The organism is Buttiauxella selenatireducens (assembly GCF_031432975.1).
GTDB lineage: Bacteria > Pseudomonadota > Gammaproteobacteria > Enterobacterales > Enterobacteriaceae > Buttiauxella > Buttiauxella selenatireducens.
Genome location: NZ_CP133838.1, coordinates 3513304 through 3535010 on the forward strand (window position 1 = coordinate 3513304; position 21707 = coordinate 3535010).

The following is a 21707-nucleotide window of genomic DNA, read 5'->3' on the forward strand; positions in this document are numbered from 1 at the left end:
ATCATGGTTTATGCTCAAAAATCAGTATATCTGTTGCGGAGTCACCTTTTGAAGAGAGTATGGTCTCACCTGAGGTTGATGGTTTTTTCTGGGATACATAAGCTCCTCGAGTTTTTGTAGCTATGGCGTTATCAAGAGTTACTCTGGCCGTAATACCTGCAGCATGGTGTTCTTTTTCGAGCTGTTGATCTGCATTTTTCAGAACAAAAAAGTACAAGCGTTCAATGCCCGTATTGTTATCCAGTGTCATGAATTTTTGGGGATCGCCGGGAACACGAAGAGACGTTACGGGTTCATTTTGTAAACCAGCAATATCACCGTTGGGGAAATATCTTTCCCGATAACCTGTACTGTCAATATTAAAAATATAAAACCATGCTGGTTTACGAGTATGAATTTCAATCGCATATTGATCTCCACTATGCACATAGTCTCCCGCCTTTATTAATGATCCATCGGGTTTAACCAGTTTGATTACCACTCGCTGAGGTATTTTGTCATCAGTGGAAAGGCTATCCAAAATGCGAGCACGTAAATATTTGTGTATTTCATCATCGGCAGACAAAGGCTTGACAATCGTAGAGTGATTGCGAGCAAACGCCACTGGCGTTTCATCACACCCCCGTTCAGAACCAGAGCGAGGAACAACAATCATTGGCCATAAAGCTTCTGTTTCGTAGGCGCAATAGCTTCTTGGGAAGGGGGCATCGACGGTTCGGGCACGGAGCAAACTATTCCAGTCATTATCCAAAACCTGAAGGAAGGGATTGAAATCTGACGGTTTCATATTTTCAAATTGTGGATTGTTGCTAATCCATTTTGCCATTACTGCTAAATCTGCGCCCTGGGCAGGGGTCGAGAAAAAAATCACACTTTTCACTTTATGAAAACTTTCGGGAGTGTTCACCTGCAACATGCGAAGCATTCTCTTGGCAATTAATCCCCCCATGCTATGCACCACAAACACAACATTGTCGTATCGCTTAAAGACCTTTTCATCTTCAATGGATCGCAACATACTTACCGCAATTTCTTCAATGTTGGACGTTCTTGCTAATGGCCCCGATTTGTAACCTACTGCATATACGTCTACTGGCTGTAACTGTTTGTCGTTAAATACAATATCTGGCCATTCAGGTTTTCCCGTACCTGTAGCCCAAGTCTCATGTGAATCACCGAGAACTCCATGAATAAAAATAATAACTGTCTTAGATCTATCACCAGGCTGTTTAAGCCAATATGAATCAGAATTAGCATCAGTACCATGGCAGCTAAGCAGTGAGAGCGCTATCATCACGATTATTATAAGGGGCTTCATGAAAATAACTCCAAGTATGTTTATTGGAACATAGTTTAATACTTTGGAAAATTCACTCATATAAACTGATGAATTGGAGATAATAATTCGTTGGTATTAAAACTTTTTAATTTTATAGCAAAGCAAGTTATGCACAGCACTTTGGTTTGTTGAATAAATCAGATTTTGAACCAGCATCCCTGCATTAAAACTAGCGTACTGCCTGACCCGGTACATCACTGTTTATGCTATTGAGCGGCAGTTATCGTCTGCTGTCCATTGCAGAACGTGCATATCAGTTGGGGAATGTGAATAATTCGTCGTCATAAATGATGAGGGCGAAAAAGCGAGCATTCTGCCAGGTATTCAACGCGTTGAAAATTTGACCCAGGCGCCAGCATAAACATTTAACACAACTAAAAGAACAGCATTATAAAGGTGGATTTCGTGCCCTTTAATAAATCCTTTAGTTCGGTTGGCGTATGCTGGCGCCACAACGTCTTCTCCTTATCCGATTAGAATAAAATCATGAATATCGATGCTTTTAGAGTTTACGTTTTCTAAAGTAATGACATTGTCATTAGCAGGATTGCCGATGTTAATGACGGTACTATTACCGGCTCCCCCAGCAATCGTGACGCTGCTGGCAAAATTCGCCACACCAATGCCTAATAAACTCAGATCGAGGTAGTCCTGTCCGCCGCTGGGATTACTATCGAAACCGTTGGTAATACGGTCTCGCCCAAAGCCTTCGCTAAAGACGAAGGTGTCATTTCCGGCACCACCTGACATGATATCAGCGCCCTGGCCACCATCGAGTCTGTCGTCACCCGCTCCGCCTGTCATGTTATCGTTGCCGGCCCCGCCCTGAAGGTTATCGGCACCGATACCACCATCAAGGGAGTCATTTCCTGCCCCACCCTTGAGCGTGTCGTTTCCTCCCAGACCATACAAAAAGTCATTACCGCTGCCACCGTTGATGGTGTTGGCAATGGCATTCCCTCTGCCGGTGAAAGAGCCTGTCCCGGTGAATACCAGTGTTTCAACGTTATTGGTCAACGTGTAATTAGTGAGGGTGGTCTGGACAAAATCCGTCCCGCCATCAAGAGCCTCCTTGACAACATCCATAACATTATCAACAAGATAAACATCATCTCCGGCACCACCTGTCATGCTATCGGCACCCTGGCCACCCTCGAGTCTATCGTTACCCGCTCCGCCTATCATGTTATCGTTGCCGGCCCCGCCCTGAAGGTTATCGGCACCGTCACCACCATCAAGGGTGTCATTTCCTGCCCCACCGTTCAGTTGGTCGTTTCCTCCCATTCCATACAAAAAGTCATTACCGCTGCCACCGCTGATGGTGTTGGCAATGGCATTCCCTCTGCCGGTGAAATTGCCTGTCCCGGTGAACACCAGTGTTTCAACGTTATCGGTCAAGGTGTAATTGTTGAGGGTGGTCTGGACGACATCCGTCCCGCCATTAAGACCTTCCGTGACAACATCACCCTTATTGTCAACGATATAGGTGTCATTACCGAGACCGCCCGCCATCTCATCCGCGCCAGAGCCGCCGTTGAGGGTATCGCTGCCGGCCCCACCGTTGAGCGTGTCGTTTCCGCCTCCACCATTGAGGACGTCGTCGCCGAGCCCACCATTGAGGACGTCAATGCCATTTCCACCATTGAGGACGAGGTTGAGGTAGGCAACGACCGGCGGATTATCGAGCTGACTCGTCCCGAAGATGTTCTCTGGAAGATTGATCAGGCCCGTGTTGCGTGCCACGATCCCGGCAAAGCCCTGCTCCTCAATGGCCTCGTAGAGGTCCAGATGCTCCACGCGGTCGAGATAATACAGCCGGTCACCTTCCTGGATCCGGTCAAGTTGCTCGTGGATGATGACCCAGAAGGTCTGGCCAACCACACCGCCATTGATGTGCTTCTCGGCGAGTCCGCCAACGAACAGATCCACTCTGTCGATGCCTTTGACGGTGTTTCCGTTGACCAATTGATAGCCAGGATTAGCCGCCAGGAAGTTTGCAATTTGAGCATCCTCCAGCACGAGGTCTGGATAGGCCTGTTTGAACTGCGCAATGACGGTGTCGCTGAGATTGTTCCGTGTCTGGAAGTCCTCCCACGAACTGTATGGTGTGAGATCGCCGGCAAAGCTGACCGCCTCCCTCACATACGGATCGAGAGAGGCCATCAGGTCGGCCCGGATCTGGTTCATCGAACCCAGACCGACGTCCCACTCGCGGGCGACGTCAAAGGCGAACACGTCAGCACTGATACGAATGAGGTCATTTCGGACAGCATCGACGATATTGACGTCAACTTCTTCCGCAGGCTGGACAACACCACCGGCAATGATCCCGGCGACACCTATTTGCTCATAGCCAGGCTGTGGAGAGTAAGGCAATTGCGCTTTGGGGAAGTTGAACGCGCTCGTATCGTTGGTCGGGTTGAGGAACGCGTCGAACAGCGGCACCTGTGTTGGATTGCCCTGAGCGTCGAGCACCGTCAGCGTCTGCCCTATCAGCGAATGACCGAACCGGTAAGCTGCCGTCGCGAACTCGTGTGAGACGCGTGCATCCACTTCGGGATTGTACCCGGCGAAGCCGTGATCGCCCTCGCCTCTCATGCCACCAAGCAACTTGTCGGCAAAGTCGGTGTAAATAACGCGCTGATATTCAGCCTCGTTGATGATCTTGGCAGCCTGGAAAAGCTCTTCAGCAGTTCCATTAAATCCGGCGTCGAGCAATCCGTTGACATGGAAGTTGTGATTCCGCGCCCAGATGTTGTGGACCGCAGTGAGTGCGATGTTCTCGTTCGCCCGTCCATCACCCGCCACGTAGTGGTCGAGCAGGTTGATAAAGGGGTTGGTGTCGAGCAGCAGCGCAAAGCCACTTCCCATGAAATTAGACGTCATGGCAGGGAGCATCGCCTGGTTGATAACGCCATTGCTGTCGACCAGTCCGGCGAAGTACTCCTGGAAGGTCACACTGTGGTCGCCCGGCAGTGAGCTGTCGGTGAACCGCGTGTTGTTGTTCCAGTGATTCAGGATCAGTTCCCTCAGCGTGGGCAGCAGCTTGAAATTCGGATTCGATGGATCCAATCCGCCCTCCAACAGCTTGCCCGTAAACCCGCCATGTCCGTCACCTTCGCGCAGGAACAAGCCGACGAGTTCGTTCGAGCCATAAGTTTGGTTCTGGTCAGCGAATGGCGATGTCTTATTGAGATGCTGCGGGATGCCATTGGCATCAATGCTGTCAACGGTGCCGCGAGTCAGGTCCGCGGGATTTGGAACCGTGCCCGGAGCGCCAATCTGGATCGTTCCGTTACCTCCCTTACCGAGGAAATCGAGACCGTGATCGAAGTACTGACCGAAGGCCGTGAACAAGCTGTTCACGCCGGCGGCGTTGCCAGAAAGGTTTGCTTCCTGTGCGCCAAGGACATTGCTGATGGCTCGCGGATCCAGCCCGGAGAACAGGGGGTTGATGTCGCGGTTGTGAGTCGTCTCATTGTAAGCGCCGTAGTGCGCGTCGGAGAGTCGTATGAACGGCTGATCGGCCGAACCATAGTCAAGGTGAACACGGTTATTGCCGGTGCCTTCGAGATCGCGGATCCCGAGCGCATCGTTGTCTTCACCTCCTTCAAGCCCGTTGACGAGATTCTTCAGGTTGGCGACATCACTGGCGTTGAGCGGGAAGGCCCCGTCGCCGCCGACATCGTCATTGTCGTCGTCATCGTCGTCGCCATCCTTCGACGTTTCCTTGCTCGCTAAGAGTATGGGATCGGTACCTTTGTTCACTTCAACTGTGGACAAGATATTGGCGGTCTGGTTACTGATAATCCATGACGGCGGATCTATAACCGACCATATCCCATCGTATCCCGCTTGAAACGTGGAATCATAAAAGCGCAGGAAGGAATGGTCTGTAGCCCCAAACTTGCCTTGCCCTGTGACCAGGTTGTTAAAGCTACCCTCGAAGGTGCGCATCCCGAATGGCAGCAGATGGTTGGATAATATATTGACGTTGACGTCGTCGACATCCGTTTGTGTTAAAGAGACTTGCTTGAGGATATATTTCAGGTCAGACTTTTTGGCATCGGTCATTTTCATTTCTCTCAATAATGATTATGAAAAGGCACGAAAAGCCGAAGCCGGTACGCGGCACTCGAATTACGCGCCTGGAATTGTTAAATGAGCGAATAGACAGAGCAGCTCAGCCCCCACAGGACAATCGCGACGACTGACTTTGCCAAAGTGATAGCAGGCGCAGACAAGCGATGCCCTTACATTTAATAAAGCCAATAAGTTAACAACCGTCAATTATTTATAATTACCCTCAACAACCTTTAATTTTTCAAACGAATATTGAACCAATCATAAAGACAATTAATTATTAATAAAGCCATGCTAAAATCAATAATATTAAAGTTTATAAAACAAATCTGAAAATAATACTTTACTAGTACCGCTTCGTTGACATATCTAAACTAACTTATATTTACTTGTCATCAACATCATAATCGAGGTCATTATGTGTGATGTGACCTGCCCGCAGATATTAATGATTTTCCTGGCGTGAACAATATCGCTGAACCCGTGCTCATTCAGGCATTCATCGCCATGCTTCGTAGTGAGTAGCTAAAGACAGTGACTATGCTCAAACTATAGAGCCTATGACAGTTATTGCTTCCGGCAGGGACACAAAGGGTTAGGAGGCGTCAATTTATGGTAAAAACACCAGAAACGAAAAAGCCCCAGCTTATTTCTAAGCTGGGGCTTGAATGTTGGTGGAAGCGTAGAGATTCGAACTCTAGAACCCTTTCGGATCGCCGGTTTTCAAGACCGGTGCCTTCAACCACTCGGCCACGCTTCCAACGAGCCGAACTATAAACATCTCAGAACTTCTTGTAAAGCCTGACTTTGTTCGTTCGCCTTAAAAATAACCAAAATCGTGTTATTTAATTGAAACATCAAAAAGTTAAAACGAAAAAGCCCCAGCTTATTTCTAAGCTAGGGCTTGAATGTTGGTGGAAGCGTAGAGATTCGAACTCTAGAACCCTTTCGGATCGCCGGTTTTCAAGACCGGTGCCTTCAACCACTCGGCCACGCTTCCAACGAGCCGAACTATAAACATCACCATACTTCCTGTAAAGCACGATTTTGTTCGTTCGCCTGATAAATCACCAAATTTGTATTGTTTGAGTAAAACGCCAACAACTTGAGTAATTTAACATCAGAATGCGCTGCTGGTTTTTCAGCTTGCAACGAATCGGACATTAATGTTTTTTGATGTACATATCTTTGGTGTAGTAGAAACCGAGGTTGTTCGGCGCATATCCACCAACATAAGGCTTCACTAACTGCACCAACACATAGTGATAAACCGGAATTGCTGGCACGTCTTCAGCCAGTTTATCCTCGGCTTGTTGGTAGAACTTACCGCGCTGTTCGACATTGTCTGCTTTGGCTGCATTTTTTAGTGCGTCATCAAAAGCGGTATTGCTGTACTTCGAGGTATTCTCACTGTCACCCATGCGGAAGTTATTCAGGAAAGTCGCAGCATCGTCGTAATCAGCAATCCACGCATAGCGCACCACGTCAAAAGTCCCGCTGTGCATGGTGTCGAGCATGGTTTTCCATTCCTGGTTTTGCAGTTTCGCTTCTACCCCCAGTTTTTTACTCCACATTGAACTGGCGGCAATGGCAATGCGTTGATGCGATTCAGAAGTGTTGTACAACAGATTGAATTTCAATGGATGGGTGGCATTAAATCCCGCCTCTTCCAGCAGCTTTTTCGCTTCTGCTACACGCTTCTCATGGCTCCAGCTGGCGTAATCAGGAGATTTGAGTTCAACACCACCAATATCTTTTTGGCTGATGACCCAGGCCGGGATTTGCCCCTGCCCCAACACTTTTTCAGCGATGATGTCTTTATCCAGTGCCATGTTTAGCGCACGACGTACACGCGGGTCATTAAATGGCGCTTTAGTGGTATTAAATTGGTAGTAATAGGTGGCAAGCTTAGGCGTCACATGGACCTGATCGGGTATGGATTTCTTCAGTGAAGCGTACAGCGTTTGCGGGACAGTTAAAACAATATCAATCTCACCCGCTTTGTATCGGTTGATATCGGCAGTTTCGGAAGCGATGGGTAAGTAAGTCACTTTGTTAATAACGGTATGGCTATCATCCCAATAGTTTTTATTACGCACCCCGATAACTTTTTCGTTTACCACCCAGTCAGAAAGTGTGTATGGCCCACTACTCACAAAATTAGCAGGCTGCGTCCATTTATCGCCGAACTTCTCAACGACGGCTTTATCAACTACCACCAGCGAGGTGTGCGCGAGCATAGCGAGGAATGCGGCAGTTGGTTGAGTCAGCGTAACTTGTAGCGTGGCATCATCTAATGCTTTCACACCCAACGTATCAGGGGATTTTTTACCTTCTGCAATATCTGCCGCGTTTTCTACATGCATATTGCCAAGATAGCTTGCATAAGGTGACCCTATTTTGGGATCAACCAGGCGCTGCCAACTCCAGACCACATCTTCAGCGGTGATCGGCTCACCATTGGACCATTTAATACCAGGGCGAAGATGGAAAACCCATTCCGTGCTGCTTTTCTGTTCCCATTTTTCAGCCAGTCTTGGCTCAATGGAACCATCATTGCGGACTTCTACCAGCCCCTCAAAAAAGTCACTGATAATCGCCGACTCAACACTGCTCTCTACCTTATGAGGATCAAGTGAAGCTGGCTCACTGCCATTGTTGCGCACAAGCTCTTGTTTTTGTGCCAATTCAGTCCCTGCCGGCACGTTGGCCGCCCAGGCACCCGAAATGGCACTCGCCAATCCAATAGCAATAAAAGATTTCATAACTGTGATGTGGTTGTTTGTTTTCATAACACGCCTTATTTGAGTTATTAACGACGGTACGGTTAATACTCTTAGCACCCGAATGAATTTAAGCAATAATTTTCAGTTACATATAAGTGAGTTTTATGACGGATGTCTTGTCTGTTATTTTCATTCGGGCTTGGTAAAGATGGGTAAAATAGCTTCCTTGCAATAAAGGAGGCCATTATTCTCAGCCACTATAACCACCTGCTATAAGAGAGAGTTTCTGAATGGATCGCATAATTACCTCCTCGCGTGACCGTTCGTCACTGCTGAGTACCCACAAGGTACTGCGTAATACTTATTTTCTGCTCAGCCTGACGCTGGCGTTTTCTGCGATTACCGCAACTGCCAGCACCGTGTTGATGCTGCCGTCTCCTGGCCTGATTCTGACGCTGGTCGGCATGTATGGCCTGATGTTTTTAACCTATCGTCTGGCAGATAAGCCGACTGGTATTCTGGCAGCGTTCGCATTTACTGGCTTCCTGGGTTATATCCTTGGGCCAATGCTGAACTCCTATATTTCAGCCGGTATGGGCGATGTCATTGGTATGGCACTGGGCGGCACCGCACTGGTGTTCTTTAGCTGCTCCGCATATGTGCTGACTACCCGTAAGGACATGTCCTTCCTGGGCGGTATGCTGATGGCGGGTGTTGTCGTCGTGCTGGTCGGTATGGTTGCTAACATCTTCCTGCAACTGCCTGCTCTGCACCTGGCAATTAGCGCGGTGTTTATTCTGATCTCTTCTGGCGCCATTTTGTTTGAGACCAGCAACATCATCCGTGGTGGTGAAACTAACTATATTCGCGCAACAGTGAGTCTGTACGTTTCTCTGTACAACATCTTCATCAGCCTGTTGAGCATTCTGGGCTTCGCAAGCCGCGATTAATCGCGAGCCAGTCGAAACCTTACAAAGCCTCGCGAATGCGGGGCTTTGTTTTTTCTGACACGGCAAAATTTGCTACACTGCGCCCAGTTTGTCTGGAGCAAAGAATAATGACGTTGATGTTTGAAGGCCGTGATATAGAAACCGATGCCGATGGTTATTTAAAAAATAGCCAGGAATGGAGCGAGCCGCTTGCGGAAGTTATTGCTGCAAAAGAAGGTATTACGCTTGCAGTAGAGCACTGGGAAGTGGTGCGATTTGTGCGCGAATTTTATCTGGAGTTTAATACCTCTCCGGCAATTCGTATGTTGGTCAAAGCGATGGCGGCCAAATTTGGCGAAGAGAAAGGCAATAGCCGCTACTTATATCGTTTGTTTCCCAAAGGGCCGGCCAAGCAGGCAACAAAAATTGCCGGGCTGCCAAAGCCGGTGAAGTGTATTTAGAACCTATGCCAGTAGGCGTGATTGATGCAGTGAGTTTTGACTCGGACTGCGCGGAAAAACCGGAACGTACACGTAGTACGTGAGGATTTTGAGCACAGCCCAGGGCGAAACTCACAAATAAAATAGCCTAATGGGATAGGTTCTTAGTAGCGAATACTAAAATCTGCCCATTGGCGATCGGGTTGGTGAGGCTCAGTCAGCACTTTATCAACCCGAGCGCTGCGCGGCCCTCCTGCTTTTAGCCACGCGATAAGTTTTTCCACCTGGGGTGCATCACCGCAGGCTAATACCTCAACGCTTCCATCATCCATGTTACGGGCGTAACCGGTTAAACCCAGTTTTAACGCCTCACGCTGTGTGCTGTAGCGAAAACCAACCCCCTGAACCAGGCCGTGGACCCAGGCAAGTGTGCATACTGTGGTCATAACTTCCTCCGTTTCGGGTTCTTACGTTGCATTTACCCGGTGTTAACCGGAAAATGACGCCAAATTCTTAGCAAGAAAGCATAGCAAATTATGAGTGTACGTTTAGTGTTAACCAAAGGGCGTGAAAAGTCGTTATTGCGCCGTCATCCGTGGGTGTTTTCTGGTGCTGTCGCACGCATGGAAGGCAAAGCCAATCTTGGCGAAACAATTGATGTTGTCGATAGCCAGGGCAAATGGTTGGCACGTGCCGCCTACTCCCCTTCATCGCAAATCCGTGCTCGCGTCTGGACTTTCGATGCCAATGAAAGCATCGATATCGAATTCTTCACGCGTCGTTTGCAGCAGGCACAACAGTGGCGCAACTGGCTGGCCGCTCGTGATGGACTGGACAGCTATCGTCTGATCGCTGGCGAATCTGATGGTCTGCCCGGTGTGACAATTGATCGCTTCGGTAACTTCCTGGTTCTGCAACTGCTTTCTGCTGGCGCTGAATACCAACGCCCGGCGTTGGTCGCCGCACTGCAAAATCTCTATCCAGAATGCGCAATCTATGACCGTTCGGACGTGGCAGTGCGTAAGAAAGAAGGAATGGAATTGACGCAAGGCCCGGTGAGCGGCGAATTGCCTCCTGACCTGTTGCCAATCGAAGAGCACGGCATGAAGTTATTGGTTGATATTAAGGGTGGCCACAAAACGGGTTATTACCTTGACCAACGTGACAGTCGTTTTGCAACTCGCCAGTATGTGAAAGATAAGCGTGTGTTGAATTGCTTCTCCTACACCGGTGGTTTTGCGGTTTCTGCTCTGATGGGCGGCTGTCGCCAGGTTGTCAGCGTCGATACCTCTCAGGACGCTTTGGATGTAGCGAAGAAAAACGTCGAGCTGAACAAACTCGATTTGAGTAAAGCGGAATTCCTGCGTGACGACGTGTTCAAACTGCTGCGCAAATACCGCGACCAGGGTGAGAAGTTCGACGTTATCGTGATGGACCCGCCGAAATTTGTCGAGAATAAGAACCAGTTGATGGGCGCATGTCGTGGCTATAAAGATATCAATATGCTGGCAATCCAGTTATTGAATCCGGGTGGCATTTTAATGACGTACTCATGTTCAGGATTAATGACGACAGATTTATTCCAGAAAATCATCGCCGATGCCGCCGTAGATGCTGGGCGTGATGTACAATTTATAGAGCAGTTCCGTCAGGCCGCTGACCACCCAGTGATCGCGACCTACCCGGAAGGCCTGTATCTGAAAGGGTTTGCCTGTCGCGTCATGTAGCTTGAAAAGTAGAAACTTGCCCGCACATTGAAATTTAAAGTGCTTCGACGTTTCTCAGGAGGTGACTATGATTGCCAGCAAATTCGGCATCGGCCAGCAAGTACGACATTCTTTGCTGGGCTATCTGGGAGTCGTGGTCGATATTGACCCGGATTACTCTCTGGATGAACCCGCAGAAGATGATCTGGCCGTTAACGATGCCCTCCGGAGTGCCCCCTGGTATCATGTAGTGATGGAAGATGATGATGGCCAGGCGGTGCATACTTATCTTGCTGAAGTCCAGTTAAGTGGGGAGTCACAAGACGAGCATCCCGAACAACCGTCGATGGATGAATTGGCGGCTTCGATACGGCAGCAGCTTCAGGCACCTCGCCTGCGTAATTAGCAAAAACCCCGCAATGCGGGGTTTTTTATTATTTCGCCAGGCCTAGTCGAGGGATTTCAATCGCCGGGCATTTGTCCATCACCACGTTTAAACCGGCATCCTGTGCCAGCACCGCAGCCTGTTCATTGATGACACCTAGCTGCATCCACAACGTTTTTGCACCGATGGCGATAGCTTCTCTCGCCACTTCCCATGCCGCTTCTGAGTTTCGAAACACGTCGACCATATCCACTTTTTGCGGAATTTCTGCAAGAGATCCATAGCCTTGCTGACCCAACAGGGTTTTACCGGCCACTTTTGGTGACACAGGAATCACTTCATATCCTTGATCCAGCAAATAGGCCATCACCCTATAGCTTGGGCGATCCGGTTTATCACTGGCTCCCACAAGGGCAATTGTTCGGGTGTTTTTTAAAATAGTTTGAATATCTGCCTGTTTCATCACACTCTCCGCTGGGACTTCGTAATCAAAATTGTATGTCATCCCTTACTGACTCACCATCTTTCCCATACACAGGTAGTAGAGCAATTTCACGAAATATGTCTATATGTTAATGAACTGACCTTGTGAAAAATTTTGATACATTAAGTCAAGGATAGTCCCATTTACCCTGGCAGGAGAAATTGATGAGAACAGTGTTCTTTATCGCGATATGTTGGTTACTTCTTTTGCCGCTTGAATCGTGGGCGACAACGTTACGTCTGTCCACGGATATCGATTTGCTGGTGCTTGATGGGAAAAAGGTTTCCAGTTCTTTATTAAGAGGGGCTGATAGCCTCGAACTGGATAACGGCCCACATCAATTAGTGTTTCGCGTTGAAAAAAATATTCGTGCCAACGCCCGCGAACAGCGTCTTTATATTTCCCCTCCTTTGATAGTCAGTTTCGATACTAAGGAGGTCAGCCAGGTCAATTTTAATTTACCCCGCATTGAAAACGATAAAGAGAGCGAAGAGTTTGACCTGGCCCCGCATCTTCAGTTACTGGACGGTAATGCCGCGGTCATTCCTGTGAAAGTTGATGTTTTACCGGTAAAAGTAACGCCGCAAGGAATTGATTACGAACAAGATACCCAGTTTTACAACAAATCAGGCAAGGTCGCGTCGATAAAAGGCTTCGCCACGATGATGGCAGATGATAGTTCGTTGCTGTCACGTGCAACCGAACTTGATGTGCCACCCCAGTCTGAAACGTTGACCGAGCAGCGGCTCAAGTATTGGTTTTTACAAGCAGACAAATCCACTCGCGAGCGTTTCTTACAATGGGTGAAGGACAACCCCGGCCAATAATTGCCTTTCAATTCCCGCATTTTTGACACCCTTCTCTTGCAGCATCAGTGGCTTCCAGTAAGCTGTAGACATTATTAATCAATCAATATTAATCAATCAGGATTAACCAATGGAATTAACAACCCGCACCCTGGCGGAAAAAAAGCATATTGCACTGGTTGCGCACGATCACTGCAAAGATGCGTTGTTGAAATGGGTGGAACGCCACAAGTCGGTTTTGGCCCAACATGTGTTGTACGCCACCGGGACCACCGGGAATCTCATTCAGCGCGGCAGCGGTCTTGATGTCAATGCCATGCTAAGCGGCCCAATGGGCGGTGATCAGCAAGTTGGCGCGTTGATTTCTGAAGGGAAAATTGATGTGCTCATTTTCTTCTGGGACCCGTTGAATGCCGTTCCACACGACCCGGATGTTAAAGCATTGCTGCGTCTGGCGACGGTGTGGAACATTCCTGTAGCGACCAATTTATCCACCGCCGATTTTATTATTCAATCGCCGGGCTTTAATCAGTCAGTAGAAATTTTGATCCCCGATTACTCACGTTATCTTGCAGAACGACTGAAATAATTACGGTCGATTTGCAGCGGGCACGCCAAGGTGTTTCAGGATATCGACAAAACTGGACGGTTCTTTTTTGTTGAATAGCAGCCAGACACGATGACGAGCCCGCGTCATTGCCACATACAACAATCTCCGCTCCTCAGCATCCGGATAATCTTCTGGCTGCGGCAGTAATGCTTCCTCCATGACAGATTCACGCACCACCGCCGGGAAACCGTCTTTCCCTTCTTGTAAGCCTAATATCACAACATAATCAGCTTGTTGCCCTTTACTGGCGTGAATGGTCATGAACTCGATCGCCAGTTTTGGCCAACGTGTCGCAGCCTTTTCCAGAATGGCCGGACGTAAATGATGGTAACGCGCCAACACCAGAATTCGCTGCTGTGGCTGCACATAGCCGCTCATCTTATCGAGCAATGCTTCAAGCTGATCATCGGCTAATAACGTGACGGCTTTTTTATCACCTTTGGACAGGCTGTTTAACGGCTTGGCGAGTTGATGTGGGTTCTGCTGCACGAATCGGTTCGCTATTTCACCAATGCGGTCGTTGAAACGGTACGTGGTATCCAGCGCGCACTGATCTGCATCGCCAAAGTGGTGAGCGAAGGCGGTCGTCAGCGACATTTCTGCTCCGCTGAAACGATAGATCGCCTGCCAGTCATCGCCGACGGCATATAACGACGTGTGCGAGTTTTGCTTTCTCAATGCTGCCAGTAGTGCCGCGCGTTGAGGTGAAAGGTCCTGAAATTCATCCACCAGAATATGCTTCCATGGGCTGATAAATCGCCCCTTTTCCAGCACATTGACTGCCTGATGAATCAAGCCTGAAAAATCGACGGCTTCTTCGGACTTCAGCGCCGTTTTCCAGGTTTTTAATAACGGAGCCATAAGTTTGACGCGTTTCGCAAAGACATCCCGGATTTCCTCAGGTGCGGAGGCAATCATTTCAGCCTGAGATCCCCCATGCATGCGCATTAACCCCAACCAACGATCTAAGCGGCTGGCCAGGCGTTTGGCTAAGCGTTCATCTTTCCAGTATTCGCCTTCTGGCACTTCCCATTGCAACTCTTCGCTTAGCCACTCACGCCACCCTTTTGCCTGCGCTTTTTTCTCACGACATTGTTGCTGCCAGCTTTCAATGAGCAGTTGATGGCGTGCGTGGGTATCAGATTCCAGTTCACTAACGCGCGGTACTTTTTTGCTGCCTTGCTGAATAATATGCAATGCTAACGCATGAAATGTGCGGGCTGAGATCGCATCCGTATGCAGGCGTTCGGCAATGCGCTGATCCATTTCTTGCGCGGCTTTGCGGCCAAATGCCAGCAATAAGATTTGATCTTCACTGGCTTCGCCGCGTTGTAACAACCAGCCGGCACGCGCAACCAGAACTGAAGTTTTGCCGCTCCCGGCTCCCGCCAGCACTAATAACGAATCTTCACCATTTACTACAGCGCGAGCCTGGGAAGGGTTCAGTGGCGAGCTTTCTATTTTCTGGAAGAAATCAGCATACTTTTCAAGCATGTGTTTGGTAAAAGCAGTATTGCGTTGACTGCGGCGTTGCTCGCCTTGCTCAAGCCAGGCTTTGCACTGAAGCCAGACTTCTCGGCAATTTTCGAAATCTTCTAGTCGTGCCTGAGGAAGTGGCAACCCGGTAAATGCAGCGCGAACATTTTGTTGTAATGCCTGCATATCGCTGCGTTTAAACCACTTTTCCTGCTGAATCCGGCGTGTAATTTCAGCGTACTGTTGATGCAAAACCTGAGCCGCAACGTCACTCATCTCAGCACTCCAACTCTGCCATAGCGTATCGAGATGATGATAAAAGCGCTGCGTTTCACTCCATTCTGTCCCGTGGAGACGCACGACTTTGTCATCTGGCAGGACAAATTCAAGCTCCCCCCACACCAGGCCGCGCTTGCAATTAATGGCAATTAACTGATTGAATGGAATAAGGTATTCATGACGTTCACCCTTTACCTCAACACCAGCAGCCAACAATCTCACGCGATTGTAGGGATGTTGTGCTAAATGTTTGCCTAAGGAGGTCGCTTTCAGTTCCATTACGCTTTGCCTGATCCAATATAGAGGTTGTGGTTAAGTTTACCTGCCGAAGGAATGACGCTCCAGGGTAAAAACGCGTTACAATTGTTGTGGTTATTCATTTATCTACATTCAGATCAACGAAGAGTGAGTATGCGTACAGTCCTGAACGTTTTGAATTTTGTACTGGGTGGCTTTTTGACTACCCTATCCTGGTTGCTGGCCACGCTTGTCAGTATCATTTTTATCTTCACGTTACCACTGACCCGATCCTGCTGGGAGATAACCAAACTCTCATTTGTACCGTACGGTAACGAAGCCATTCATGTTGATGAGCTCAATCCACAGAGCAAAAGTGCCCTGATGAATACCGGTGGTACATTGCTGAATATTGTCTGGCTGGTGTTTTTCGGCTGGTGGCTCTGTGTGCTACATATCTGCACCGGTATCGCACAATGCATCACTATTATTGGTATTCCTGTTGGAATCGCTAACTTCAAAATAGCGGCTATCGCGCTTTGGCCTGTTGGCCGTCGCGTGGTTTCTGTTGAAACTGCGCAAGCAGCACGTGAAGCCAATGCCCGACGTCGTTTCCAGTAAATCAGAAAAGAATAGTGAGTATTAATGCTTAGTCCAATTCTGCGCCGTTATACCTGGAACAGCACCTGGCTCTATAACTTGCGTATCTTCATCGCGCTTACGGGGACTGCCGCCCTCCCCTGGTGGCTGGGTGACGTTAAGCTGACTATCCCATTAACACTCGGTGTCGTTGCCGCAGCGCTCGCAGATCTGGATGACCGGCTGGCTGGGCGCTTGCGCAATCTTCTGATTACCTTAGTTAGCTTTTTTATTGCGTCAGCATCAGTAGAGTTATTGTTCCCGTGGCCGATATTTTTTGGCATCGGGCTAATGGTTTCCACCAGTGGATTTATTTTGCTGGGTGGATTAGGCCAACGTTACGCCACCATTGCCTTCGGGGCATTGCTTATCGCCATTTATACCATGCTCGGTATTTCTTTATACGAGCACTGGTATCAGCAACCGATTCTGCTGTTGGCAGGTGCTATCTGGTACAACGTGCTGACGCTTGCTGGACATCTTGTTTTCCCGATTCGGCCGCTCCAGGATAACCTGGCGAGATGTTATGAAAGCCTCGCTCGTTATCTGGAAGTCAAAGCGATGATGTTCGACCCCGACATCGAAGACGAAAACCAGGCGCCAATGCTGGAACTTGCGATGGCTAACAGCCAACTGGTCACCACGCTGAATCAGACGAAAGGTTCATTATTGACGCGTTTACGTGGAGATCGTGGGCAACGAGGCACGCGTCGTACTTTGCACTACTATTTTGTCGCGCAGGATATTCACGAACGCGCCAGTTCTTCGCATATCCAGTACCAGGCATTACGCGATACGTTCCGCTACAGCGATATTATGTTCCGCTTTCAACGCCTTCTGACCATGCAGTCACAGGCCTGTTTACAACTTTCGCGTTCAATTTTATTACGCGAGAAGTATCAACATGACCTGCGTTTTGAACGTGCGTTTACGCATCTTGATGCCGCGATCGAAAGACTGAAAGCCGACCAATATCTGGCAGGTGAATTTAAAGCGCTCGGCTTCCTGGTCAGTAATTTACGCGCCATTGACGCCCAACTGGCAACAATTGAATCCGAGCAAGCGCTTGCCGCTCCACAAAGCGATATCGAAAACCGCCTGGCTGATGATCGTATAACTGGGTTTGGCGATGTCTGGCAGCGGTTGAAACGCAACTTAACACCGGAATCGGCGTTATTTCGCCATGCGGTGCGGATGTCGCTGGTGTTGTGTGTCGGCTACGCATTCATTCAGTTTACCGGGCTAAAACATGGCTACTGGATCCTGCTGACCAGCCTGTTTGTTTGTCAGCCAAACTACAACGCCACTCGCCGCCGTTTGGCATTGCGTATCATCGGCACGTTAGTGGGGGTAGCGATAGGACTTCCGGTGCTGTACTTCGTGCCCTCAATTGAAGGACAGCTGGTTTTAATCGTGATTACTGGCGTGCTCTTCTTTGCGTTTCGCAACGTGCAGTACGCACATGCCACGATGTTTATCACCTTACTGGTATTGCTGTGCTTCAACTTACTCGGTGAAGGGTTCGAAGTCGCCATGCCGCGTATCTTCGATACTCTGTTGGGCTGTGCCATTGCATGGGCAGCGGTAAGTTTCGTTTGGCCTGACTGGCGTTTTCGCAGATTACCGTTAGTCGTTGAGCGTGCTTTTAACGCGAACTGCCGCTATCTGGATGCGATTCTTGAGCAGTACCATCAAGGGCGAGATAACCGCGTTGAGTACCGAATCGCACGACGCGATGCACATAACAAAGATGCGGAGCTGGCATCAGTGGTGTCCAATATGTCATCTGAGCCGCGCGTTTCGCCAGAGATGCAGGAAACTGCGTTTCGCTTACTGTGTCTCAATCACACCTTTAACAGCTATATTTCGGCGTTAGGTGCACACCGCGAACAGTTAACCAACGAGGATATCTTGTTATTACTTGATGACGCTGTGTGTTACGTAGATGACGCACTGCATCATCTGCCTGCCGATGAGGAGCGGGTTCAGAAGGCGCTACGGGGGCTTTCAGAACGTATCAACTTGCTTGAGCCGCAACCAGATACCAAAGAGCCATTGGTGCTTCAACAAATTGGCCTGCTGGTTGCGCTGCTGCCTGAAATATCACGCCTTCAGCAACTTGTTTCGCAGCAACACGTTTAACGAGGCTGCCGTTTCGCGTAAAGATGCCCCCACTCGACTAACTCCCGGCGCGTTGCTGCCGGGAGTGCCGCTTCATGAACACCGCAGATTGCGCCTGCTAACGCCAACAAGACTCGTACACCCAGCCCTTTCTTCAAATGTCTCAATTTTATCCATGACCGTTTTGCACCATAGGCGTGAAGTGTCCGCACATCAGCAATTCCCACTTCCCATAACATCATCTCCAGACTGTGAGTTAAATTGGGTAAATCTTTGAGCCGTTGCTGCGCTTTCAGGCGCGATTTTTCTCGTCGTGCGCTATACAAAGCATCGGTTGAAAGCTGCAATAGTTTTTCCCGATCGGACCACAGCGCTTCGTCAACATGATAATAATTGAGCGCGATTGCTCGTCCGCGCTTTTGATAAACCAGGGACTCTGATGCTTTTTCAACGAAGTAAACTTCCGATTGTTCACTTGCCCGGAGATAAAGTTCCCCCTCAGAAACCATGGCAAACACCACATTCTCGACGGTCAAACTATATCCACCAAATAGCGAGCGATAACTGATATCGCCTAACGGAGATAAACATTCCTTTGATTGATGAATCCTTGCATAAGACCGCTTCTTCATGAATATATCCTTAAATATCAATCCATAACGTACCATGACGATTTATTACCGCATCCAGTAACACGAAAATAAGTAACATGATGACCGACGGCAATCACATTCTCTCTTTCCGGCGATTTACATGTTGAAATTGCGATACGCTTTCCGAAATTTAGATTGATCTTTGTCCGAACTGGTATTACTGTATATTCATACAGTAACCCATCAGGCGGGATTAACTATGCAATCACATAACGTTCTAACTCACGTTGCCAATGTTCCAGATTCTGCGTCTTCATTGACTCAGCCATCAGCGGGTAACAACATAAAAGGGTTGATCAGTGAAGTGATCTACAGTGAAGATCAGCCGTGGATTACGCAGTTGGTACTCCTGCCCCTGCTGCAACAGCTTGGTCAGCAGTCTCGCTGGCAGTTGTGGCTAACGCCGCAGCAAAAATTGAGTCGTAAGTGGGTACAATCTGCGGGTCTTCCGCTGACAAAAGTGATGCAGGTAAGCCAGTTAGATCCACTTTTCACCGTAGATGCTATGGTAAAAGCACTGCAGACAGGAAATTACAGTGTTGTGATCGGTTGGTTACCTGATGAATTGACTGACGAGGAGCATATTCAGTTGTCATCTGCAGCTGAAATGGGTAACGCAATTGGCTTTATTATGCGTCCAACACGTACTTCGAAAACAGGTGATCGACCACGAACTGGCCTAAAAATTCATTCTAGTTTGTATCATTAAGTAAATTTAAGAGAATTCCTGGAACTTTTTCTTTCCTGCTGACAATTCATTGTGAATTATCAAGAATCCGCGCTGCAAGCCGCTCCAGGCGGCCTTCCGCCCTATCCGCATAGTCCATTTTTTACACAAATCTGTTAGAAAGTGTGAACGTAAATCGTTTTTTTTCATATGCCTGAGGGACTTCACACTTGTAAGTTTTCAACTACGTTGTAGACTTTAGCTCGCCAGGGTTGCTCTTCCATAACACCGATTGATCGGTAGAGTAACAAGTGAGCATAAACTCGGGCGAAGGATTTAACCCTGGGCTTTAGAGCGATTTTAAAGCTCATGGCCTTTTTGGATGATAATGAGGCGCAAAAAATGAAAAAGACAGCTATCGCGATTGCAGTGGCACTGGCTGGCTTCGCTACCGTAGCGCAGGCCGCACCGAAAGATAACACCTGGTATGCAGGTGGTAAGTTGGGTTGGTCCCAGTTCCACGATACCGGTTTCTACGGTAACGGTTACCAGAACAACAACGGCCCTACTCACAGCAGCCAATTGGGTGCTGGTGCGTTCGGTGGTTACCAGGTTAACCCGTACGTTGGTTTCGAAATGGGTTACGACTGGTTAGGTCGTATGCCTTATAAAGGCAGCGTTGATAACGGTGCTTTCAAAGCGCAAGGCGTTCAACTGGCTGCTAAACTGAGCTACCCAATCAATGACGACCTGGACATCTACACTCGTCTGGGTGGTATGGTATGGCGTGCAGACTCTAAAGGTAACTACGCTTCTACTGGCGTTACCCGTAGCGAACACGACACTGGCGTTTCCCCACTGGCAGCAGTTGGTCTGGAATATGCAATCACCCGTGATATCGCAACTCGCCTGGATTACCAGTGGGTTAACAACATCGGTGACGCGAATACCGTAGGTACTCGTCCAGACAACGGCATGCTGAGCCTGGGTGTTTCTTACCGTTTCGGTCAGTCCGAAGCAGCTCCAGTTGTAGCTCCAGCTCCAGCTCCAGCTCCAGAAGTACAGACCAAGCACTTCACTCTGAAGTCTGATGTTCTGTTCAACTTCAACAAAGCAACTCTGAAACCAGAAGGTCAGCAGGCACTGGATCAACTGTATACTCAGTTGAGCAACCTCGACCCGAAAGATGGTTCTGTTGTAGTTCTGGGCTTCACCGACCGTATCGGTTCCGACCAGTACAACCAGAAACTGTCTGACAAACGTGCACAGTCTGTTGTTGATTACCTGATCTCTAAAGGTATCCCAGCTAACAAGATCTCCCCACGCGGTATGGGCGAATCTAACCCAGTTACTGGCAACACCTGTGATAACGTAGCTCCTAAAGCTAAACTGATTGATTGCCTGGCTCCAGATCGTCGCGTAGAGATCGAAGTTAAAGGTATCAAAGACGTTGTAACTCAGCCTGCTGCATAAGCTGGTTTAAGTTACCGTTATAAAAAAACCCGCTTCGGCGGGTTTTTTGTTTTTAAAATTTAGGAACATAACAACACAATAAAGCCCAGTCGCAATTCACTGCGCTCTACTCTTTGCCAAGCATCGCCTGAAGATCTTGTTTCAGTGATGACATCTGATTAGCGTACTGTTCTTTACGCTCAGCATCTTCAATCAGCTGCACAATAGTTTCTGAGAGTGTGCATCCTCGTCGATGAGCAAGCCCTGCTAACCGCTGCCAGACCAGATACTCAAGGTCAATGGACTTTTTACGCGTATGCTGGTGTTCGGCATTAAAATGCCGTTTACGACGCGCGCGGATAGTTTGCTTCATGCGGTTGTGGAGTTCTGGATTCATATGCTTCTCTATCCAGCTCAACACGTGCACAGGCTCATTCTCAAAGCGTAACAGCTCATCAACAGCTTCTTTCGCAGCGCTCGCCTCGATATAACGCGTGATAAGCTCGCCTTCGCGGTGTTTTTTAACCAGATACTTCCACTTCCAGCCGCTCTCGAGATTTTCCAACTGTTGATATTTCATTGTTGTCTCAGTGTGACCGTGTAACTCATTTCAGGATAACAGTTTTTTTTATTTTCGCTTACCTGAAAAATGAAAGCTGTGAGCTAAGTAAACTT

General features: G+C 48.5%; 17 protein-coding genes, 2 tRNA genes and 1 pseudogene. 10 read left to right on the forward strand and 10 right to left on the reverse strand.

Features of this window, described 5'->3' with window-relative positions; translation table 11 throughout:
* Position 1: 1 nt before the first annotated feature.
* From RHD99_RS16210 to RHD99_RS16230, 5 genes are all read right to left on the reverse strand, one after another.
* Entirely contained in the window at positions 2 to 1378 is a 1377-nt protein-coding gene (locus RHD99_RS16210; RefSeq protein WP_309875224.1) for a hypothetical protein, read from the reverse strand.
* 426 nt (positions 1379 to 1804) lie between these two features.
* A complete protein-coding gene (locus tag RHD99_RS16215) occupies positions 1805 to 5413 on the reverse strand; it encodes a peroxidase family protein (protein ID WP_309875225.1) in 3609 nt (1202 codons plus the stop codon).
* Positions 5414 to 6094: 681 nt separating this feature from the next.
* Positions 6095 to 6182 (reverse strand) — tRNA-Ser (locus RHD99_RS16220).
* 152 nt (positions 6183 to 6334) lie between these two features.
* Positions 6335 to 6422 (reverse strand) — tRNA-Ser (locus RHD99_RS16225).
* A gap of 163 nt (positions 6423 to 6585) precedes the next feature.
* Complete coding sequence (locus RHD99_RS16230) at positions 6586 to 8187, reverse strand: ABC transporter substrate-binding protein (RefSeq protein ID WP_309879185.1); 1602 nt, start codon at positions 8185 to 8187, stop codon at positions 6586 to 6588.
* 251 nt (positions 8188 to 8438) lie between these two features.
* Here RHD99_RS16230 and yccA point away from each other — a divergent pair, with 251 nt between their 5' ends.
* Together yccA and tusE are read left to right on the forward strand one after the other, a co-directional pair.
* Entirely contained in the window at positions 8439 to 9098 is a 660-nt protein-coding gene (gene yccA, locus RHD99_RS16235) for an FtsH protease modulator YccA (RefSeq protein WP_121813931.1), read from the forward strand.
* Positions 9099 to 9205: 107 nt separating this feature from the next.
* Positions 9206 to 9538 carry a sulfurtransferase TusE gene (gene tusE / locus RHD99_RS16240; RefSeq protein WP_309875226.1) on the forward strand — a complete coding sequence of 111 codons (333 nt, stop codon included), beginning with the start codon at positions 9206 to 9208 and terminating at the stop codon, positions 9536 to 9538.
* 143 nt (positions 9539 to 9681) lie between these two features.
* Here the strand turns inward: tusE and yccX are convergent, their stop codons facing one another.
* Positions 9682 to 9963, reverse strand: coding sequence for an acylphosphatase (gene yccX / locus RHD99_RS16245; protein WP_183273019.1), 282 nt, complete (start codon positions 9961 to 9963; stop codon positions 9682 to 9684).
* A 90-nt stretch (positions 9964 to 10053) separates the two neighbouring features.
* Here yccX and rlmI point away from each other — a divergent pair, with 90 nt between their 5' ends.
* Together rlmI and hspQ are read left to right on the forward strand one after the other, a co-directional pair.
* Complete coding sequence (rlmI, locus tag RHD99_RS16250) at positions 10054 to 11244, forward strand: 23S rRNA (cytosine(1962)-C(5))-methyltransferase RlmI (protein WP_183273020.1); 1191 nt, start codon at positions 10054 to 10056, stop codon at positions 11242 to 11244.
* Between the two features lie 67 nt (positions 11245 to 11311).
* Positions 11312 to 11629 carry a heat shock protein HspQ gene (gene hspQ, locus RHD99_RS16255; protein WP_309875227.1) on the forward strand — a complete coding sequence of 106 codons (318 nt, stop codon included), beginning with the start codon at positions 11312 to 11314 and terminating at the stop codon, positions 11627 to 11629.
* A 28-nt stretch (positions 11630 to 11657) separates the two neighbouring features.
* On the opposite strand, the gene RHD99_RS16260 is transcribed toward hspQ, so the two are convergent.
* Positions 11658 to 12071: a CoA-binding protein gene (locus RHD99_RS16260; RefSeq protein ID WP_309875230.1), complete on the reverse strand. Its 414-nt coding sequence runs from the start codon at positions 12069 to 12071 to the stop codon at positions 11658 to 11660.
* A 185-nt stretch (positions 12072 to 12256) separates the two neighbouring features.
* On the opposite strand from RHD99_RS16260, the gene csgI reads away from it, so the two are divergent.
* Positions 12257 to 12919, forward strand: coding sequence for a curli synthesis inhibitor (gene csgI, locus RHD99_RS16265; RefSeq protein WP_309875231.1), 663 nt, complete (start codon positions 12257 to 12259; stop codon positions 12917 to 12919).
* A gap of 109 nt (positions 12920 to 13028) precedes the next feature.
* Positions 13029 to 13487 (forward strand): methylglyoxal synthase, encoded by a 459-nt coding sequence (gene mgsA, locus RHD99_RS16270; RefSeq protein WP_183273024.1) that lies wholly within the window; start codon positions 13029 to 13031, stop codon positions 13485 to 13487.
* Here the strand turns inward: mgsA and helD are convergent, their stop codons facing one another.
* A complete protein-coding gene (gene helD / locus RHD99_RS16275; protein ID WP_309875233.1) occupies positions 13488 to 15542 on the reverse strand; it encodes a DNA helicase IV in 2055 nt (684 codons plus the stop codon).
* A gap of 132 nt (positions 15543 to 15674) precedes the next feature.
* Here helD and RHD99_RS16280 point away from each other — a divergent pair, with 132 nt between their 5' ends.
* Together RHD99_RS16280 and yccS are read left to right on the forward strand one after the other, a co-directional pair.
* The gene (locus tag RHD99_RS16280) at positions 15675 to 16121 is read left to right on the forward strand and encodes a YccF domain-containing protein (protein WP_183273026.1); all 447 of its coding nucleotides are present in this window, start codon (positions 15675 to 15677) and stop codon (positions 16119 to 16121) included.
* 24 nt (positions 16122 to 16145) lie between these two features.
* Entirely contained in the window at positions 16146 to 18281 is a 2136-nt protein-coding gene (yccS, locus tag RHD99_RS16285) for a YccS family putative transporter (RefSeq protein ID WP_309875235.1), read from the forward strand.
* Here yccS and RHD99_RS16290 read toward each other — a convergent pair.
* Positions 18278 to 18892 carry a TfoX/Sxy family DNA transformation protein gene (locus tag RHD99_RS16290; protein ID WP_183273028.1) on the reverse strand — a complete coding sequence of 205 codons (615 nt, stop codon included), beginning with the start codon at positions 18890 to 18892 and terminating at the stop codon, positions 18278 to 18280. The two genes, yccS and RHD99_RS16290, sit on opposite strands and share 4 nt — an antisense overlap.
* 304 nt (positions 18893 to 19196) lie before the next feature.
* On the opposite strand from RHD99_RS16290, the pseudogene sulA reads away from it, so the two are divergent.
* Positions 19197 to 19622, forward strand: a pseudogene (sulA, locus tag RHD99_RS16295) (SOS-induced cell division inhibitor SulA); the annotation flags it as partial.
* Positions 19623 to 19982: 360 nt separating this feature from the next.
* Complete coding sequence (gene ompA, locus RHD99_RS16300) at positions 19983 to 21053, forward strand: porin OmpA (RefSeq protein WP_309875237.1); 1071 nt, start codon at positions 19983 to 19985, stop codon at positions 21051 to 21053.
* A gap of 106 nt (positions 21054 to 21159) precedes the next feature.
* Here the strand turns inward: ompA and matP are convergent, their stop codons facing one another.
* Positions 21160 to 21612 (reverse strand): macrodomain Ter protein MatP, encoded by a 453-nt coding sequence (matP, locus tag RHD99_RS16305; RefSeq protein ID WP_270139475.1) that lies wholly within the window; start codon positions 21610 to 21612, stop codon positions 21160 to 21162.
* Between the last annotated feature and the right edge of the window lie 95 nt (positions 21613 to 21707).

Bases quoted from the DNA above. Each gene is read 5' to 3' on its own strand.
- RHD99_RS16210 (WP_309875224.1), bottom strand. From the start codon at position 1,378: ATGAGTGAATTTTCCAAAGTATTAAACTATGTTCCAATAAACATACTT.
- RHD99_RS16215 (WP_309875225.1), bottom strand. From the start codon at position 5,413: ATGACCGATGCCAAAAAGTCTGACCTGAAATATATCCTCAAGCAAGTC.
- RHD99_RS16230 (WP_309879185.1), bottom strand. From the start codon at position 8,187: ATGAAATCTTTTATTGCTATTGGATTGGCGAGTGCCATTTCGGGTGCC.
- yccA (WP_121813931.1), top strand. From the start codon at position 8,439: ATGGATCGCATAATTACCTCCTCGCGTGACCGTTCGTCACTGCTGAGT.
- tusE (WP_309875226.1), top strand. From the start codon at position 9,206: ATGACGTTGATGTTTGAAGGCCGTGATATAGAAACCGATGCCGATGGT.
- yccX (WP_183273019.1), bottom strand. From the start codon at position 9,963: ATGACCACAGTATGCACACTTGCCTGGGTCCACGGCCTGGTTCAGGGG.
- rlmI (WP_183273020.1), top strand. From the start codon at position 10,054: ATGAGTGTACGTTTAGTGTTAACCAAAGGGCGTGAAAAGTCGTTATTG.
- hspQ (WP_309875227.1), top strand. From the start codon at position 11,312: ATGATTGCCAGCAAATTCGGCATCGGCCAGCAAGTACGACATTCTTTG.
- RHD99_RS16260 (WP_309875230.1), bottom strand. From the start codon at position 12,071: ATGAAACAGGCAGATATTCAAACTATTTTAAAAAACACCCGAACAATT.
- csgI (WP_309875231.1), top strand. From the start codon at position 12,257: ATGAGAACAGTGTTCTTTATCGCGATATGTTGGTTACTTCTTTTGCCG.
- mgsA (WP_183273024.1), top strand. From the start codon at position 13,029: ATGGAATTAACAACCCGCACCCTGGCGGAAAAAAAGCATATTGCACTG.
- helD (WP_309875233.1), bottom strand. From the start codon at position 15,542: ATGGAACTGAAAGCGACCTCCTTAGGCAAACATTTAGCACAACATCCC.
- RHD99_RS16280 (WP_183273026.1), top strand. From the start codon at position 15,675: ATGCGTACAGTCCTGAACGTTTTGAATTTTGTACTGGGTGGCTTTTTG.
- yccS (WP_309875235.1), top strand. From the start codon at position 16,146: ATGCTTAGTCCAATTCTGCGCCGTTATACCTGGAACAGCACCTGGCTC.
- RHD99_RS16290 (WP_183273028.1), bottom strand. From the start codon at position 18,892: ATGAAGAAGCGGTCTTATGCAAGGATTCATCAATCAAAGGAATGTTTA.
- ompA (WP_309875237.1), top strand. From the start codon at position 19,983: ATGAAAAAGACAGCTATCGCGATTGCAGTGGCACTGGCTGGCTTCGCT.
- matP (WP_270139475.1), bottom strand. From the start codon at position 21,612: ATGAAATATCAACAGTTGGAAAATCTCGAGAGCGGCTGGAAGTGGAAG.